Below are 17,129 nucleotides of genomic sequence, written 5' to 3' on the forward strand. Positions count from 1 at the left end.
GATGCATGAAGCAAAGCGCAGCTTATCGGTACGTCACTGCTCGGTTGATCATAAAACTGGAGGGGTTAAACAATGAAGGTGAGAAGGAAAGGTATCATGTTAATGGCGTCCTCGCTAATACTGGCGGTAACATTGGCCGGCTGCGGTTCGAATGAGGCGGCACCGTCCGAAACCGGTAAACAGTCACCATCCGAATCCGGTAAAGCAGCAGCTACCACGGACGCCCAATTAGATCCGGTTACACTGAAAATCATGTTCCCGGGAGATCCGCCGGCCGATTGGAGTGAAGTGAAGAGTGAGATGGAGAACCGTCTTGCCGATTCGCTTAACGTAAAGCTGAACGTGGTGTTTATTCCATGGGCGGATGTTCTTCAGAAGCGTCAAGTTGCCTTATCCTCCGCGGAAGACTACGATCTGATCTGGGATAATAATCCGACACAAAATATTGCAGCCGGTCTTTACGAACCGTTAGATGATCTCATAGAGAAGGTTGGGCCGGAAATTAAGAGCAACCGCTCACCGCAGTTGATGGAAGCCAACAAAGTGAACGGAAAATTGTATGCGGTTCCGCTTGAAGTCAATTTCATCCGTCCGTGGACGTTTGTAATACGCAAAGATATTCGGGAGAAGCTGGGTATCGATCCGATCAAGAGCTATGACGATCTGATCCAATTTATGTACGCTGTGAAAGAGAAGGCACCGGAGGTTACCCCGTACATTCCTAACGGTACTGAACATATTGGTTTGAAGTTGGCTGGTATGCTTGATCCCAATGCCAACCTTACCGCCGTATTGAATTATCCAGGCCTGTATACCAAAGGGAATGATGGCAAGGTCTATAATATTTTCGATGACATGGACCCAATGATCATGAAAAATATCGAGCAAAATCATAAGCTCTACAAGGATGGAATTTTTGCCAAGGACGCCCTTACGCTTAGAAATGGGGAGTTCACCAAAGGGAAGGCAGCGGTTACAACCTTTTTTGATTTCGGTGTAAATCTCGGTACCCGCACAGGGTTAGAAAAGTCGGTTCCAGGAGCGACTGCGGAAGCTTTCAGCTTATATGACACTAGCATGAAGCTAAGCTCGACGTACAAAGCAGGCAACCATATTGCTGTTCCTGTTGTCAGCAAAAATAAAGAACGCGCCATTCAATTCATCAACTGGCTGAACCAGAAGGATAATTACGATTTGCTTGCGTACGGAATAAAGGGTAAAAACTGGGAAGATGCAGGAGAAGGCCTTTATAAACCCAGCATAGAAAATCCTTATGGCGGTATTCCTTTCGCTTGGGGCTGGAACCCTGCATTGGATCGCATCGATGCCACCTTGCCTGAAGATGTCATCGAGCTAAACAAGTGGGAGCGGGATCCTAACAATTTCACGACGGATATTCTCTCAGGATTCACTTTCGATCCAAGCCCGGTATCCAATGAAGTGGCACAATTGAGTAACGCCGGTAAAGAGTACTATGATCCGATCGTATTGGGTCTGGTGGAACCAACGGAGGGCTTGGTCAAGTTTAAGGATATTGCGTATGAGAATGTAAAGAAAATCCAAACCGAGTATCAGAAGCAGCTGGATGCGTTTCTAGCCGGCAAGAAGAAGTAATGGATCCCAGAAGCCGGCGACCTTGAAACATGGTCGCCGGCTTTTTATATTGGTAAACTCCGAACTTCCGCGAGTGATAGAAATCAAACCCCCATAGAGCGTTACAGTTCAAACTCATTGATAAAAGCAATACTATACGCACGGCTTCAAGAATGCGTAATATTCAGGTACATACAAAGGAAAGGTGAGCGTTAACATGAGTATGATCCTGGAACTCAGGAAGAACAAGTGGCTGTACGCTATGGCGCTTCCCGTGATTGTGTACGTATTTATTTTTTCTTATTTACCGATGTCCGCACATCTATTGGCCTTCAAGCAGTTCATACCTGCGAAGGGGCTCTGGGGGAGCCGATGGGTGGGACTTGATAATCTCGCGTTTTTCTTCACAGGTCCGGATTGGCTGGGGGTTACGTTAAATACTGTATTCCTGAACCTTCTGTTCATTACGGCAGGCACGGTTAGTTCATTATTAATTGCCCTGCTGCTGAATGAAATCAGGCAAGCGTTTTTCAAGAAGGTGACTCAATCTCTCGTGATTTTACCGCATTTTATTTCGATTATCGTCATTAACCTGATGGTCATGAACTTCTTTAACGGACAGGACGGCATGATTAACCGAGTGTTGAAGGATTTCGGTTATCAGCCGATCGATTGGTTTCAAACGCCGTCGGTCTGGCCTATGCTGCTCACGATCATCTTCGTATGGAAGGGAGCCGGGTGGGGTTCGATTATTTATCTTGCAACCATCACCGGCTTCTCCGAGGAATATTACGAAAGCGCAAGAATCGACGGCGCCAAGCGTTGGCATCAGATCTGGTATATTACCCTGCCGCTACTAAGGCCGACCATTATCGTACTGACGCTTCTCGCGCTGGGACGGATCTTTTACGGTGATTTCGGCTTGATCTACGGAATCATAGGAGACAATTCTCTGCTCTTCAAGGCTACGGATGTCATCGATACGTATACGTATCGATCCTTGAGGGATGTCTCGAATATGAACAGCTACAGCAATGCAGCGGCAGTCGCTTTATTCCAGTCGGTTATGGGGTTCATTACCATTCTATTCTTCAATTGGGTTGTCCGCAGGGTTGATAATGACTCGAAGATATTCTAGAAAGGAGCTTTGGCATGAAAATGAAACAACGAGATACATCCCAATTTGCCGTGTCCGTCGCGGCATATGTATTCATAGGTTTTTTTGCCCTGATTTGCTTGATTCCCTTCTGGCTTGTGTATATCGGATCGTTCACCGCCGAGCATCAGATTGTCAAAGGCTTTCAAATGCTGCCTACGGCATTCTCGCTTGATTCCTATCGCTTCTTGTTTGCCGGCAACCAGGTGTACCGAAGCGGCTTTGTTTCTATTTTTATTACCGTGGTCGGTACCGCCGGAGCCGTGCTCATGACTTCCATGTTCTCCTATGTTGCAGCTCATCTGAAGGTGAAATATCGGAATTTCCTATCCTTTTACATTTATATCACGCTGCTGTTTGCGCCTGGTTTGGTAGGCTATTACTTGCTCATCTCCAACTGGCTGAGCTTGCGCGATTCGTTATTAGCGTTAATCTTGCCGCAATTGTTCTCCGCATTCAACGCATTCTTGATGACGTCCTATTTCCGTACGCTTCCCTTTGAATTAAGCGAGGCAGCGACTGTGGATGGAGCCCATGAGCTGTATATCTTCTTCCGAATTATCTGGCCGATCTCCATGCCTGTGATCGCAACGATCACGCTGTTCTATTCGCTTTCCTATTGGAATGACTGGTTTAATGCGCTGATGTTTATTGATAATCCGCACAATCATCCGCTGCAGATGATGTTAAGAAGAATCGTGTCCAACGCGAATCTGGATTATCTAAATACGAATGTAAACATTCCCGTGTCAGCATCAGGCGTACAGCTTTCGACCGTGTGTATCACGATTGGGCCGATCATTTTCTTGTACCCGTTCCTGCAGCGCTATTTCATCAAGGGGATGACGATTGGCGCGGTCAAGGGATAGCTAACAGCGTTCATTATCGAATTGGCGGAGGATCGATTATGACTGTTTACAGCAATAAGGAGCAACTATTGGCAAGTCTTTCGGCACGGGAAGCTTCTTACAATCCAGAAGTAAAGCTGCAGTATGGACCGATGGAGAAAACCTATCATACCGCTCTTAAAAAGGATTCCTATCCTTACGTGCACTACACCTACTTGTCCGTCGTATATGCGCTGGATTTATTGGACAGCAGGCTGCCTGATTATGCGGAACGGGCGGCAGAAATAGTAGCCGTCATCCTGCAATTACAGGACAGGCGTCAAGATAGCCCTACCTATGGCATTTGGTCCTATTATTATGAGGAGCACTTGGACCAGATGGAAACTCCGGATTGGAACTTTGCCGATTTCATCGGCAAGAAGCTGGTACTAGTGTTAAAGCACCATGGGGATCGCTTAAGCGAAGGACTCAGGCAAGGATTGTCGGAGGCAATAGGGCGTGCTTGTCAAGCGATCGTGAAACGGGATGTCGGTCCTAGCTATACTAATATAGCGGCCATGGGGGCTTTCGTTACACTCGTAGGCGGCGAGGTCATTGGACAAGAGACATTCGTGGAATATGGCCGAAATCGACTGCAGCGTCTGTATGATTACACCGTACGGCTGGGCACCTTTGTCGAATTTAACAGCCCCTGTTATACGCCGATTACGATGGAGGAGCTTCGCCATATTATTGTAGAGACCAAGGACCCCACATCCATCAAGTTAACGGAGCAGCTGCTTCACATCGCATGGAGAATGGCTGCTGAGCGTTACCATCCGCGTACGAAGGAATGGGCAGGGCCGCATAGCCGATCCTATTCTCCCATGCTGGAGAAATATCCTGACACGCGGGCGCTTCATTGCCCGGAGGAGCTTTTACCTTATTTCAGCACAGAGGAGGAGCGTTATATCCGTTGCCCAATATTCGACGAAGATGAAGCAGGGTACCAGAGCTATGCTACCACGTACTTGCAGGAAGCGTATTGTTTAGGTTCTTTCTCCAAGGATATGATGTGGAACCAACGCCGGAATCTGATTGCTTATGTGGATAACCAAGGCAAGGTGGCCTATGCCCAGCTGCGCTTCCTTAAAGACGGGAAGGACTTCTCGTCGGCTGTCTTCACGGGAGTGCAGGATAAGAGCGATATCGTATTCGGAATCAATCTGGCGCTGGATTTCGGGGACTGGCACCCGATATTAGATCCTGTTAACGGTGTGTTTAAGGCAGAGGATCTTCGAATCCGTATCGAAATCGGAGGTTATATCGAGGGGGCGGATGGCGACTCTGGCAACAAGTTAGATTACGATGCTGCAGTTGTCATTGGCGGTCAAACGGTACGGGTTAAGCAATTGTCCGCTTTGTCAGACGAGGGAGTACCGCGGATTACGATTACCCGATCAGAGCAAGAGGATACCCTAAGCATCGATTACATCATCTATGAAGGTCCGAGGAAACCGTTTGATTTCCATGAATGGAATCAAGCGGCATGGGCGTATTTGTTTACGCTGTCGGAGCGAGCGGAAGAACTGCAAGCCGGAAGCGAATATAAGGATGGATCCCTATACGCCTGGTGCGAGAAGCAGGGACGGAGGATGGGCATTGCCATCCCTGTGAAGCCGGATCGTATTGGGCAGCTATTCCGAAATAGCGAAGTCTCATTTATGACAGAGGATGTGTAGAAATGACGCGTATACGCAAGCAGGCTTGTGATGAGGCGGCCGGACGAATCGCAGCGTTGATGCTGAAAGGACAGCCTGGCGATTGGGGCATGGATATTGAAAGCTGGGATTGGAATCCGGGTGTAGGGATTATAGCCATACTCGAATATTACGAATGTACGCAAAAGCCGGAGGTTCTAAGCGAAATAATAAAGTGGACGGAGCGCAACAGGTATCAATCCGATAACCATAAGGTCATTAACGCTATGGCCCCGTTTACGATTTATCCCAGACTGTATGAATTAACGGGAAATCAGTACTACCTTAATAAAGCCATCGAAGTTGGCGATTGGATGCTGACAGAAGCGCCGAAGACGAGAGAAGGGGCTTTCGAGCACACGGTGACCGAGCCGGAGGCGTTTTCCGAGCAGGTTTGGGCGGATACGATCTTCATGGGGGTGCTGTTTCTCGCTCGATTAGCTAGAGTAACAGCGAATAAGAAGGTTGGAGAAGAGGCGCTTTGCCAGCTTCAGCTTCACTTCAAGCTGCTGCAGGATGAGAAAACCGGTGTGCTATTCCACGGTTGGGATTGCGGAAAGAGCAACCATATGTCCGCGGCCCGGTGGGGGAGGGCGAATGCGTGGATCGCGCTGGCAACACCTATGATATTGCAAGAGCTGCAGGGTATGCTGAACGTACCGGAGCTTCTAATCGAAAGCTATCATCGTTTACTTCGGGGGTTGAAAACATATCAGGCGGAGAACGGGTTATGGCCGGTTGTTGTTAACCGTCCGGATTACCGCTATGAGATGTCCGGAAGCGTAGGGATCGCCAGCAGCTTCTTAAAAGCCGCGAATCAAGGATGGGTCGATGACGGTTATCGGGAAGCTGCTGATCTGACTTTGGAGCAACTGCTCGTCTCCGTCGACGAGAACGGCCATGTAGGCGGAGTATCGGGCGGAACCCCGGTCTTGCCGAGCGAAGAGGCTTATAACGATTTCGATATTCGCCCGACGCAATATGGACAAGGTCTGGCTCTCTTTCTTCTTAATGAATATCTGATCTCATAATGCCAACAAAAAACAGGAGGAACAGCTTCATGAAGCCTTATTTCCGATATTCCCCGCAGCCAGCGCTCGAACCCGCTCCTGACTGCGAGTGGGCAAGCCATATGGTGCTAAATCCAGCTATTGTTAAAGATCCGGCTTCCGATAAGTTGCATATGCTGTTTCGGGCTACGGGTCCCTGGTCCCGGAAGCGCAAGGAAGGCAAGCACGACCCGTATCCGATCTTCCTGGGGTATGCGGTAAGCAATGATCTAGGCAAGACATAGGATGCCGATTATTCCAGGCCTGCACTCGCACCTGCGCTGAATGAGAGGTTCGAGGATATTTACATTACGGACATACATGGGAACCGGGTACGCGATTATTCCAACGGCTGCATCGAGGACCCGCGCCTATTCCCAGTGGGAGATGAGCTGTATCTATCCGTGGCATGCCGGATGTTCCCGCCGGGCCCGTATTGGCTTATTGACCAGGAGCCGTCGGTTGATACGCGCAACGACTATGTGCCCTACTGGGTGCATGAGGGTGATGATGCATTCCGTGTTACCGCACGAACCAACAATACCGTAACCGTTCTGTATAAGCTGGATTTGGAATTGCTGAAGGCAGGCCGTTATAAAGAAGCTTTTATCTATGTCTGCCCTTTAACGGAAGGTCATGTAAGCGATAATCGAGATGTCTTCCTGTTCCCCGATAAGATGCGGATTGACGGGAAGCTGCAATATGTGATGCTGCACCGCCCGATGACGCCTGCCGTATTCCCGCAAGGGTCTGGGCTAAAGAAACCGTCGATCTACCTCGCTGCGGCGGAGAAGGTAGAGGACTTCTGGGCGGCGGATCGGGTAACCTATCGGCTGCTGGCGACCAGTCAATTCCATTGGGAAGACAACCGGATCGGAGCAAGCTGGGCGCCACTGAGGATTTCATCTGACGAATGGCTCGTTTCTTATCATGGCAAGAAGGATAGCTGCTACGGATACACCCAATCGTTCCTAATCGTTCGCGAGCAGGATAACGACTTTCCGATTGTGACGCATCGTTGCTCCGAGCGCTTAATGTACGCCCAACAGGCTTGGGAGATGCCCGTCGATTATCCTACGCCTTGCTTGTTTACGACAGGCGGAATTATTGCAGGAGACGATCTGATTATGTCTTATGGCGCTGCGGACCAGAAGGTGGGCATTTCTTGGGTGAACTTCGCTGAGCTGGTGGAGTATGTCAAGCGATTTGATGCTAAAGGTCAGATGTACGAGGAATAACAAGGATCAGAAATGTAAGCGTTTCTAAAGCACTAGTTTAAGAGAAAAGAGGAGGTTAAATGATGGGAACAACTTGGTGTAAAGGATATCAAGCTCGCGTTTTGGCACTATTTCTAGCCTTCCTATTGGTAGCAACGTTTATCCCTGCAGGCGGTGTGGAGGGGGCAGGCACTCTGCTGAAAACCGGAAACTATTACTATAAACCTGCTCCGAACGGGGGTAATTCGCCCGATAAGGGAGCGACAGGGCTGGTATCCTCGACCAATGGAGTGCTTTTTGACGGATTAACGACAACCTACGCCGGCTGGATGGGAAGCGCAACCTCCCAAGGGACAGTGCAGGTGGTATTTGACCTGCTGAAGGACTACCCGCTGGAAAGTATTAACGTCGTACTGAATTCACCCAATAGCTTTTGGGGGTTTAAAGAGTTTACGGTAAAATACCGCCCTGAGGCTGTAACGGATTATTACTATATTGCTGCCAAACACATCAGAACACCTGGAATAACCTCGACGAGCCCAAGCTCAACCTGGAACTATTCGGTCAACATACCGATGTCGAATAAGACGGCCAGATTTATTGTAATCGATATTAAGCGTCCTCATGCCTTTCAGCATATCCCCCTCGCCGAAGTTCAAATTTATAAAGGGACCGGACAGGAAGGCGAGAATCCCGGTCCTGGGCTTACCGTGGAGCAAATGGCTCTCGAGCTTAAGAAGGATGCCCTAATGGTAGACAAATACGGGCAATGGGTTTATGAAACATGGGAGGGAAAGGTAACGTCCGACGCGCAGCTGCAGCAGGAATACACGGATGAGGCAACTCTGCTGTCCAATGTTTCTCTGAACCCGTCGAAATATGATCAGTACGGCGGAATTAAAAATGGAGGAAAGTATACGAATACCGGTTATTTCCGACTTCAGCAAATCGACAACAAATGGTGGTTTGTTACCCCGGACGGGTATAAATTTATTCTGAAGGGCGTAGATGCCACAAGTATATGGGAGTGGGGATACGGAACGCCGCTTAAGAAAGCGGATGGCACTCCGAAGCAGGTGTTTGAGGAGCTTCCCGATCCCGTTGCGTATGCTCCTGCCTATGTTAATGATTCCAATGGAGAAAGAGTAAGCTTCGTCATCGCCAATGTCATGAGAAAGTATGGCAGCGACTTTGAGTCGAAATGGGAGGATATCACCAAGAAACGTTTGATAGATTGGGGCTTTAATGCCTTCAGCAAATGGACGAAGCCCCATCATGTAACGTTCCCCTACATTCATGTCCTGCAGGATCCCGCAGGGTTAAAGCGTATTCAATGGACTTACGATGTTTTTGACCCGCAGAATGAATCCATCATTGAAACCGCGCTCAGCACGCAGCTTCAACAGGGGAAGACGGACAAGTGGCTAATCGGTTATACCTACGATAATGAGGCTGGCTGGACTACCGATATTGTTAAAGAGATACTGACGTACAATTCAACATCTCCAGCGAAAGGTGCATTTGTGGATTTTCTTGCGCCAAGGTACAACAATGACATCACTGCCGTTAACCAGCTTCTAGGTACGAGCGCTGAATCGTTCGCCGCCTTAAAGAATACTTCAATAATCATAACCAAGGTTCCGGCCGTGGATGTATCGGAATATATCAAGCTGGCATCCAAAACTTATTTCTCTACTATTAGAAGCATTATTAAAAAATACGATACAAACCACTTGTTCCTGGGCGCGTCTGTCGTTCCTACCTGGCGAACCAGTCTGGATTGGGATTCGGCGGCCATGGAGTTTGTAGATGCTTTCTCCGTAGATAACTATACGAATAGCGCGGATTGGATATCCAGATATGAGACTTACGGGAAACCGCTATTGAATCTGGAATATACATTCAGCACGAATAATCGGGGCTTGTCACCTGTTAATGCGGCTACAAGCGTAGGAAGTATCGCGGACAGAGGTTTGGCCTTCAAAGCTTTCGTAGAAAGCCAAACCACGCATCCATTGTTTGTCGGCTCTGGTTATTTCTCGTACTACGATCAAGCGGTTACTGGGCGTAAGGACGGCGAGAACTTCAATATAGGATTGCTTAACCAACAAGATCAGCCCTATACGGATATGGTAAATATCATGAAGATCGTCAATGCCGGTTTGGAAAATGTACATGCTAATGATGATATTCCGCCGGTTACGACCGATGATGCGCCTTCGGGTTGGAAGAATACGGATGTAACGGTGACGCTTACCGCTGCGGATAACGAAAGTGGAGTTATAAAAACAGTTTATAGTGTTAATGAAGCTCCATTTATGGAAGGTTCGTCTATGACCCTTACGGAGAATGGAATTCACACGATTAATTATTATAGCGCCGATATGTCTAACAACGAAGAAACGGTTAAGACGGTCGAGGTGAAAATCGATAAGACACCTCCGCAGCTTGCGTATACCGGGGATACTTCCGTTTATCCGTACGAGCAGCTTCAACTAAGCGTTGACGCTCTTGATTCGTTGAGCGGATTAGCTGTCATTTCCGCAACGTGGGATGGAACCCCCTTGATACTTCCTGCTATCATCGAGGCTTCAGATATCACGATCGGCGATCATATTCTGCGGGTAGAAGCGCAGGATGCCGCGGGCAATCGCATCGAGTTAGAGATGAAGATTAAAGTTGTGATTGATATCGGGCATATGGAGGAATGGTTGCAGTTCGCATACGATAACGACATGATTACGAACGATGGGATTTACCAATCGCTTCAGGCTCATGCTTCTACGATCAAGGATACGATTGACGAGCCACAGCCTACGAAATCGAAAATCGATGCCATGAGTAATCAGATTTTGTCGCAAGCAGGCAAGTCAATTAATTATGAATTTGCTGAAAAGTTACTCGCAGGGCTAAAGATGTTGGAAGAACGATACCTGTAAAATGGATTGTCGGTCATACTTGCAGAAGAAGCCCGCCTCGCCATACGAGTGCGGGCTTCTTCTATGGTCAAGGGAGGGAGGGGAGGAATATCTGAATGACAGAGCTGCAAGGAATATTGTTTGTGGCCGATAATAAGCGTTTTGACCTTCAAAGACGTTTCGAATGCCATAAAATGGGCACGCGAAAAGTTGTAGCCCTTTATCGTGGGCTCCTATATCAACGTTCCGGACCAAGGGATTAAAAATTCCGGGCGGGTTTACTACGGAACGAACTTTCCTAGATTGCGGAGAGTAAAAGCGAATACGACCCTGAAAACGTGTTTAAAAATCGCCAAAGCATTCCTCCGGCTCGCAAAGCCTAGGACTCATAAGGAGATGCCTACGTCCACTTGGCGGCCCATAGCTTCATTTCCTTGACGATGCGGTGTAGATCTTCGCCCTTGGGCGTTAACGTATATTCGACGGTAACGGGAACGGTCGGAAAGACGGTTCGCGTCAGGACGCCTTTCTCTTCCATGTGGCGAAGCGTGCTCGTCAGGGCGCGCGGGCTTACGGAAGCGATTCTGCGCTGCAACTCGCCGAAGCGGCGGGTGCCGCAGAACAATTCCCTCAATACGAGAAAAGCCCATTTGCCCCCGATGACGTCGAGCGTCTTCTCGATGGAGCATTCGATGACGACGGGATCTTTAGGCACGGTGCTGGAAGCGGATGCGGTGGTTGAAGAGTTCATGCGGTAAACCTCCTATACTTTGTATAGCTAAGGGCATATGAGCTTATTATAGGCACACGTATCGCCAGCGCGCAACGAAAAACGGCCGAGCGGGTTATTTCCCGCCGGCCGTTCTCGCGAAATCTTCTTTAATGCGCGCGAGCAGGTCGCGATCCGTCAGCACGTCGCAGGCTGTATAGGCGAGCATCGTCGCCCCGAACGCCATCGCTTCGTATGCGCGCGGTTGCTGCGCGGCGTCGCGGAACTCGACCGTGTGCAGCTGGAAGGGCGCGTCGACGACTTGCACGAACGGGTGGGCGGCGGGACAGCGCAAGCTGACGTTGCCGAGGTCGAGCGAACCGTGGTCGTTCGCGTGCGCGATCTCGCTCTCCGGAACGCCGCTTGCGATCAAGTTGGCGGTGAACGCGGCGGAGAGCGGCTCGTTCGTCCGTAGCTCGTCGTAAGAGTATTCGTAGTTGCTGACGGTCATTCGGCAGCCCGTCGCCGCGGCGGCCGCTTCCGCGCAAGCCGTAACTTTTCGCGTCAATTCGTCCGTGTAGGCGCGGGACGCCGAGCGGACGTAGAATTGAGCCGACGCGTATTCCGGAATAATATTCGGCGCTTGCCCGCCGTTCGAGACGATGCCGTGGATGCGGGCGTCGTCTTTTGTCTGCTGCCGCATGGCGTTCACGGCGTTGAACAGCAGAATGACGGCGTCGAGCGCGTTGACGCCGTCCGCCGGATTGGCCGCGGCGTGCGCGGCCTTGCCGTGGAATTCGAACTGAAGGGCGTCCATCGCGAGGGAGGAACCGGATCGTTCGAATTGGTAGTACGGATGGGCCATGATGGCGATGTCGCAATCATCGAACAAGCCGGCGGCGGCCATGTCGATCTTCGCGCCTTTCGTTTCTTCCGCCGGCGTGCCGTATACCCGGATCGTGCCGTTCGTCTCGTCGGCGATCGCCCGCAAGCCCGCGGCGGCGCCCAACGCCATCGTGCAGATCAGATGGTGGCCGCACGCGTGCCCGATGTCCGGCAACGCGTCGTACTCCGCGAGCAGTCCGATGACCGGTCCGCTCCCCGCCGCGCCGTATTCGGCGATGAACGCCGTTTCCAAACCGAGAACGGCTCTTTCGACGCGGAAGCCGAGCTTCTCCAGTTCGCCGGACAACAAGGCGGACGCTTGCTTCTCTTCGTGGCCGAGCTCCGGATGGGCTCCGATGAAGGAGGCGATCTCGGTTAATCTCGGGGCATGCGCTTGGATTGCGTCCTTGATGCGATCTTTATATCGTTCGGTCGTTGGGAATGTCATGGAAACAGCTCCTTTTTCTTTCGATAACCTTTATCGTTATCGTATCCCTTCTCGGGGGCGACAAGCAAGCGCGAGAAAGTCATCCGCACTTCATGTCGTCTTTTTGTAGTTTAAATGGCACGAAAACTCATTATATGCAGCGATTAAGTTGTGTAATCTTGAATCGTTGTCGTATATTTTAAGTAACCGACCGAGGGGGACTCACCATGATTCGCATTGGCAAAATCAGCTACTGGCACGTGCATGCGGACGAATATACCGGATACGCGCTCGAGAATCCGAATACGGAGCTCGCGGCGATATGGGACGAGAACGAGGCGAGAGGGAAGGAAAAGGCAGCCCGATACGGCGTTCCGTATTTCTCTTCGCTGGATGAACTGCTAACGCAAGATATCGACGCCGTCATCGTGGACGCGCCGACGAACGTTCACTACGAAGTGATGCTGAAGGCGGCGCGCGCCGGCAAGCATATTTTCACGGAGAAAGTCGTCGCGCCTACCGATCGCGAAGTTCGGGAGATCGTCGCCGCGACGCGCGAAGCGGGCGTGAAGCTGACCGTATCGCTACCGAGGCTGAACGCCGGTTCGACTCGGGCGATCGCCAAAGTCGTACAAGACGGCACGCTCGGCAAGCTGACGATGGCGAGAGTCCGGTTGTCCCATAACGGGGCGACCGCTAACTGGCTGCCGGCCCATTTCTACGACAAGGAGCAGACGGCGGGCGGCGCCCTGATCGACCTCGGCTGCCATCCGATGTATCTCGTTCGTCATTTCCTCGGCATGCCCGAGAGCGTAAGCGCGAATTACGGCTACGTGACCGGACGCGAAGTCGAAGATAACGCCGTGTCCGTGCTTCGTTACCCGAACGGCGCCCTAGGCATCGTGGAAGCGGGCTTCGTCAACGCGCATTCCCCGTTCTCGATCGAGCTGCACGGCACCGAAGGCAGCTTGTTGTACGGCTTCCCGGGGGACGAAGGCATATTCCGTTCCAACCTCGGCAGCGGACAATGGGAACCTCTGCCGGTCGAGGACTCGCAGCCGATCGCTTTCAGCCAGTGGGTGGGGCATATTCTGAACGGGACGGAAGCGACGTACAACATCGAACTGGCGTCCGATCTGACCCGACTAATGGAAGCTTCCAATCGTTCGGTAGCGGAAGGACGTCCGATCCGGATCGACGAATTGGCGTAAACGCGACTCAAGTAAAAGCGGCGAAAGGAGCGGAAGCGATGGGAACGGAGACGACGAACGGCGGAGCGGCGAGAAAACAAGCGAACAAAACGGCAAGCAACGCCGGGCCGTTCCCGTACGCCCGCATGATCGGCCATATGGATACCCTCGACCGTCTCGATCTGAGATTTCGATGGGGCGACTACGGCATTCGAGTGCTGAAGTGTCATCTGGCCGCTTTCCCGCCCGGACACATTATTAACTTTCATAGACACTCGGAATACGAGTTTCATTTTATCGCCAAAGGGAAAGGCAAAGTCATTCTCGTGGATCAGACGTTCGATCTTCACGAAGGGCTATTCTATTTGACTGGGCCCGACTTGGTGCATTACCAGGAGTCCGACGAGGAAGATCCGATGCACGAGCTGTGTCTGCATCTGGACATCGTGCCGTTGAAAGGGGACGAAGCTTCCGCCGAAGGATGGGGAGACTCGCTGGAGGCGGAAGAAGCGAAGAATTGTTTCGATGCGCTCGGACGGCTGCCGCTGTCGCCCCTCGTCGACAGGTTCCATGCGATGAGCGCGTTTCTGGACGCTTACCGGGTCGGAGAAGAGCAACCGACGGGCTTCTACACGCTGCTGAAGCAAGCGATCGTTCAAATTCTGTTGCGGACGATACGGGTGCTGGACACGCCGAACGGAAAACCGGAAATTCCGGTAAGGGACATGCAGTTCCACCGGTACCAGATGGCGACCCAATACATTCAAGACAACGAAGGCTTGCCGATTTCCTTGGAGCAGGTGGCGGAGACGATCCACGTCAGCCCAAGGCAGCTACAGCGCATTTTCCGGAGCGAAGGACAGACGACGTTCGGAGAATATTTGGAGCACGTGCGGCTGACCGGCATATGCGCGGATCTCGTCCATACCGATCTGCCGATCGAGGAGATCGCGCTGAATCACGGGTTCGCGAACCCGAACTATCTGTACCCCGTATTCAAGAACAAGTTCGACCTGACGCCGAACGCCTATCGCCGCCAACACGTTGGGGACGTTCGATAACGACTACCATTCCAGACGAGAGAAGGCTAATTAAATGAGCAAAAGGCTCAAAATCGGCATTATCGGCAGCGGCGGCATCGCGAAGGCGCACGTCGCGGCGTATCGCAAGCTTCCGTTCGTAGACATCGTCGCCGTCGCGGACGTCATTCCGGGCAAGGCGCGCCAATTCGTCGACTCAGAGCAATTGACGGAAGCGGCCGCTTACGATAGCCACTTGGAACTGCTCGCCCAACCGATCGACGGCGTCAGCATTTGCACGCCGAACGTGTCCCACCACCGGACGACGGTCGACGCGCTTAGAGCGGGCAAGCAAGTGCTGCTCGAGAAACCGATGTCGGTCACGTTCGAAGAAGCGCTCGAGATGACGCAAGCCGCCCGCGAGACGGGCAACATGTTGACAATCGGCTTCCAGCCTCGTTACGATCCGAACATGAAGCTGCTGCAGGAGATCGTACAATCGGGCCGTCTCGGCAAAGTGTATTACGCCGAGACGGGCGGCGGACGCCGCCGCGGCATGCCGGGAGGCACGTTCATCAGCAAGAAGCTGGCGGGCGCGGGCGCGATGGCCGATATCGGCTGCTACTCGCTCGATATGGCGTTAAACGCGATGGGCTACCCCCGTCCGCTGACCGTATCGGCGTTTACGTCGAACCACTTCGGCACCAATCCGAAATACCACGGCGAAGCGAGCAAGTTCGAGGTCGAAGATTTCGGTACGGCGATGGTTCGCTTCGAGAACGATCTCGTCTTGAACTTCAAAATCTCCTGGGCGATGCACATGGATTCGCTCGGAGCGACGATGTTCCTCGGTACCGACGCCGGCTTAAAAATCACGTCGGCCGGCAGCGGCCCGTGGTCCGGCGTATGGGACGGTTCGATCGGCTCGATGACGATGTTCCACGACGAATACGGCGGTCACACGCAGACGGCGATTCCGCTGATCGAACACAGGCTGAACCTGTTCGACGAGAAGGTGCGCGATTTCGCCGAAGCGGTGCAGGGCGGCCGTCCGGCTCCGATTCCGGGCGAACAAATCCTGATCCAGCAAGCGATCATCGACGGCGTCCTCCGTTCCGCGGAAGCGAGACGCGAAGTGGCGATCGAATTGCCTTAACATTCCTGTACAACCCCTCTTCCTTTGGTATAATTTAACTGATTCCATTGGGAGAGGGGTTGTCGTTATTCGTTCCTGGGCGAAAACGGCCGTGTTCCTCGCGATTACGGCATTGTTGACGCGGTTTATCCCATTTTCGGCGTTTTTCCGAAACGTGGACACGCTCGTTCACGAGCTCTCGCATGCTCTCGTTACGTTGCTGCTGTCAGGCGACGTGAGATTCATTCATCTGTACGCGGACCAGAGCGGGGTTACGTTATCGGCGTACTCCTCCACTTGGAAAGGAGTGCCGATTTCGTTGGCCGGGTATATCGGCTCCGCGTTGTTCGCCCTTCTTCTGTTCTATCTGCATTCGAAACGGAAAGAGAAGGCGGGACTGATCGCCATCGCGGTCGTCGCCGTCCTCGGGCTGGCGTTCTTCGTGCGCAACGCGTACGGCATGTGGTGGTGCGGCGGATTCGCGGCGGCGACGTTCGTCGTCTATCGCTTGTCCAAACCTGGCTTGATCAAAGGGTATTATTTTCTCATCGCGTTTATTTGCCTCGTGGAATCGGTCGTCAGTTCGATTATCGTGTTGTCCGCCGCGCTCCGGGGTTCATCGGCGGGCGACGCATCGAACTTAAGCCAGGCGTCGCACGTGCCGGCGCTATTCTGGGCGCTGTTGTTCACGGTATTCTCCCTGTGGTGCGCGAAAGGCTCGATTGCCTTGTTCTACAAGAGAGGCTTCGATTAACGGAACGGAGTCCATGACAAGGAAGAGAAAGAGACCTCCCGCGAAGGGCGAAGCCCTACGACTTTTAGTAAATGTGGCACGAAGAAAGCCTCCCTTCGATCAACCTGCAAATATGCAGGTTGATCGATACAAAATCGGCAAAACGGCTCAACAACCTGCAAATATGCAGTTTGTTGAGCCGAAAAGGGATCGTTTTCTCGCGAAAAGCGGGAATCAACCTGCAGATTTGCAGGTTGTCAGCGAACGTTTGAACAAACGAGCCGAACAACATGTACTTTTGCAGGTTGTTGGCAAAACGGAGCGAAAAGCGGCAAAGCGTACGGCTGGAAAAAAGCGATTCAAGTCTCCATAAATACCGGCTTTTTCGATTGCCTGAGACCTCCCGCGGAAGCAATGTCATTAAGTTAAGCTCAAAGACAAGACCGGGAATAAAAATGGAGTCCGAAACGGCATGGGAAAAAGCCCTGTGCCGTTTGTTTTTTTTGGTGCA

Annotated in this window: 15 protein-coding genes and 1 pseudogene; 13 read left to right on the forward strand and 3 right to left on the reverse strand. The window is 51.7% G+C overall.

The genetic code is table 11. The features are described from left to right. The first annotated feature begins 72 nt into the window (after positions 1 to 72). The 9 genes and pseudogenes from ACFPPD_RS26400 to ACFPPD_RS26440 form a co-directional block, all read left to right on the forward strand. The gene (locus tag ACFPPD_RS26400; protein WP_209749104.1) at positions 73 to 1,614 is read left to right on the forward strand and encodes an extracellular solute-binding protein; all 1,542 of its coding nucleotides are present in this window, start codon (positions 73 to 75) and stop codon (positions 1,612 to 1,614) included. A 196-nt stretch (positions 1,615 to 1,810) separates the two neighbouring features. After that, a complete protein-coding gene (locus ACFPPD_RS26405) occupies positions 1,811 to 2,731 on the forward strand; it encodes an ABC transporter permease (RefSeq protein WP_209749105.1) in 921 nt (306 codons plus the stop codon). Between the two features lie 14 nt (positions 2,732 to 2,745). Beyond that, the gene (locus ACFPPD_RS26410) at positions 2,746 to 3,618 is read left to right on the forward strand and encodes a carbohydrate ABC transporter permease (protein ID WP_209749106.1); all 873 of its coding nucleotides are present in this window, start codon (positions 2,746 to 2,748) and stop codon (positions 3,616 to 3,618) included. 38 nt (positions 3,619 to 3,656) lie between these two features. Continuing rightward, complete coding sequence (locus ACFPPD_RS26415; RefSeq protein ID WP_209749107.1) at positions 3,657 to 5,318, forward strand: hypothetical protein; 1,662 nt, start codon at positions 3,657 to 3,659, stop codon at positions 5,316 to 5,318. A 2-nt stretch (positions 5,319 to 5,320) separates the two neighbouring features. Continuing rightward, complete coding sequence (locus ACFPPD_RS26420) at positions 5,321 to 6,367, forward strand: glycoside hydrolase family 88/105 protein (RefSeq protein ID WP_209749108.1); 1,047 nt, start codon at positions 5,321 to 5,323, stop codon at positions 6,365 to 6,367. A 29-nt stretch (positions 6,368 to 6,396) separates the two neighbouring features. Continuing rightward, positions 6,397 to 6,630: a hypothetical protein gene (locus ACFPPD_RS26425; RefSeq protein WP_378083954.1), complete on the forward strand. Its 234-nt coding sequence runs from the start codon at positions 6,397 to 6,399 to the stop codon at positions 6,628 to 6,630. A 159-nt stretch (positions 6,631 to 6,789) separates the two neighbouring features. After that, positions 6,790 to 7,623 (forward strand): glycoside hydrolase family 130 protein, encoded by an 834-nt coding sequence (locus ACFPPD_RS26430; protein ID WP_378083957.1) that lies wholly within the window; start codon positions 6,790 to 6,792, stop codon positions 7,621 to 7,623. Between the two features lie 62 nt (positions 7,624 to 7,685). Next, positions 7,686 to 10,541 (forward strand): OmpL47-type beta-barrel domain-containing protein, encoded by a 2,856-nt coding sequence (locus ACFPPD_RS26435; protein WP_209749109.1) that lies wholly within the window; start codon positions 7,686 to 7,688, stop codon positions 10,539 to 10,541. Positions 10,542 to 10,736: 195 nt separating this feature from the next. Further along, a pseudogene (locus ACFPPD_RS26440) lies at positions 10,737 to 10,903 on the forward strand (BBE domain-containing protein); the annotation flags it as partial. Between the two features lie 17 nt (positions 10,904 to 10,920). On the opposite strand, the gene ACFPPD_RS26445 reads toward ACFPPD_RS26440, so the two are convergent. Both ACFPPD_RS26445 and ACFPPD_RS26450 read right to left on the reverse strand, forming a co-directional pair. Further along, entirely contained in the window at positions 10,921 to 11,271 is a 351-nt protein-coding gene (locus tag ACFPPD_RS26445) for a winged helix-turn-helix transcriptional regulator (protein ID WP_209749110.1), read from the reverse strand. Between the two features lie 94 nt (positions 11,272 to 11,365). Then, complete coding sequence (locus tag ACFPPD_RS26450) at positions 11,366 to 12,562, reverse strand: amidohydrolase (protein WP_209749111.1); 1,197 nt, start codon at positions 12,560 to 12,562, stop codon at positions 11,366 to 11,368. A gap of 206 nt (positions 12,563 to 12,768) precedes the next feature. On the opposite strand from ACFPPD_RS26450, the gene ACFPPD_RS26455 reads away from it, so the two are divergent. From ACFPPD_RS26455 to ACFPPD_RS26470, 4 genes are all read left to right on the forward strand, one after another. After that, positions 12,769 to 13,752, forward strand: coding sequence for a Gfo/Idh/MocA family protein (locus ACFPPD_RS26455; RefSeq protein ID WP_209749112.1), 984 nt, complete (start codon positions 12,769 to 12,771; stop codon positions 13,750 to 13,752). A gap of 38 nt (positions 13,753 to 13,790) precedes the next feature. Then, complete coding sequence (locus ACFPPD_RS26460; protein WP_209749113.1) at positions 13,791 to 14,792, forward strand: helix-turn-helix domain-containing protein; 1,002 nt, start codon at positions 13,791 to 13,793, stop codon at positions 14,790 to 14,792. 34 nt (positions 14,793 to 14,826) lie between these two features. Continuing rightward, positions 14,827 to 15,906: a Gfo/Idh/MocA family protein gene (locus ACFPPD_RS26465; RefSeq protein ID WP_209749114.1), complete on the forward strand. Its 1,080-nt coding sequence runs from the start codon at positions 14,827 to 14,829 to the stop codon at positions 15,904 to 15,906. A gap of 91 nt (positions 15,907 to 15,997) precedes the next feature. Next, positions 15,998 to 16,639, forward strand: a complete 642-nt coding sequence (locus tag ACFPPD_RS26470) for a M50 family metallopeptidase (protein ID WP_378083960.1) — start codon at positions 15,998 to 16,000, stop codon at positions 16,637 to 16,639. A gap of 64 nt (positions 16,640 to 16,703) precedes the next feature. Here the strand turns inward: ACFPPD_RS26470 and ACFPPD_RS26475 are convergent. Then, positions 16,704 to 17,129, reverse strand: a 426-nt coding sequence (locus ACFPPD_RS26475; protein ID WP_378083962.1) for a hypothetical protein, incomplete at its 5' end; no start/stop codon positions are given.

Origin of the sequence: Cohnella suwonensis, assembly GCF_042655365.1 — a bacterium.
In the GTDB taxonomy this organism is placed as follows: Bacteria; Bacillota; Bacilli; order Paenibacillales; family Paenibacillaceae; genus Cohnella; species Cohnella suwonensis.

Excerpts from the sequence above, each read along its gene's own strand:
- ACFPPD_RS26410 (WP_209749106.1), top strand. The coding sequence starts at position 2,746 with ATGAAAATGAAACAACGAGATACATCCCAATTTGCCGTGTCCGTCGCG.
- ACFPPD_RS26415 (WP_209749107.1), top strand. The coding sequence starts at position 3,657 with ATGACTGTTTACAGCAATAAGGAGCAACTATTGGCAAGTCTTTCGGCA.
- ACFPPD_RS26435 (WP_209749109.1), top strand. The coding sequence starts at position 7,686 with ATGGGAACAACTTGGTGTAAAGGATATCAAGCTCGCGTTTTGGCACTA.
- ACFPPD_RS26405 (WP_209749105.1), top strand. The coding sequence starts at position 1,811 with ATGAGTATGATCCTGGAACTCAGGAAGAACAAGTGGCTGTACGCTATG.
- ACFPPD_RS26445 (WP_209749110.1), bottom strand. The coding sequence starts at position 11,271 with ATGAACTCTTCAACCACCGCATCCGCTTCCAGCACCGTGCCTAAAGAT.
- ACFPPD_RS26455 (WP_209749112.1), top strand. The coding sequence starts at position 12,769 with ATGATTCGCATTGGCAAAATCAGCTACTGGCACGTGCATGCGGACGAA.
- ACFPPD_RS26420 (WP_209749108.1), top strand. The coding sequence starts at position 5,321 with ATGACGCGTATACGCAAGCAGGCTTGTGATGAGGCGGCCGGACGAATC.
- ACFPPD_RS26400 (WP_209749104.1), top strand. The coding sequence starts at position 73 with ATGAAGGTGAGAAGGAAAGGTATCATGTTAATGGCGTCCTCGCTAATA.
- ACFPPD_RS26465 (WP_209749114.1), top strand. The coding sequence starts at position 14,827 with ATGAGCAAAAGGCTCAAAATCGGCATTATCGGCAGCGGCGGCATCGCG.
- ACFPPD_RS26425 (WP_378083954.1), top strand. The coding sequence starts at position 6,397 with ATGAAGCCTTATTTCCGATATTCCCCGCAGCCAGCGCTCGAACCCGCT.
- ACFPPD_RS26450 (WP_209749111.1), bottom strand. The coding sequence starts at position 12,562 with ATGACATTCCCAACGACCGAACGATATAAAGATCGCATCAAGGACGCA.
- ACFPPD_RS26460 (WP_209749113.1), top strand. The coding sequence starts at position 13,791 with ATGGGAACGGAGACGACGAACGGCGGAGCGGCGAGAAAACAAGCGAAC.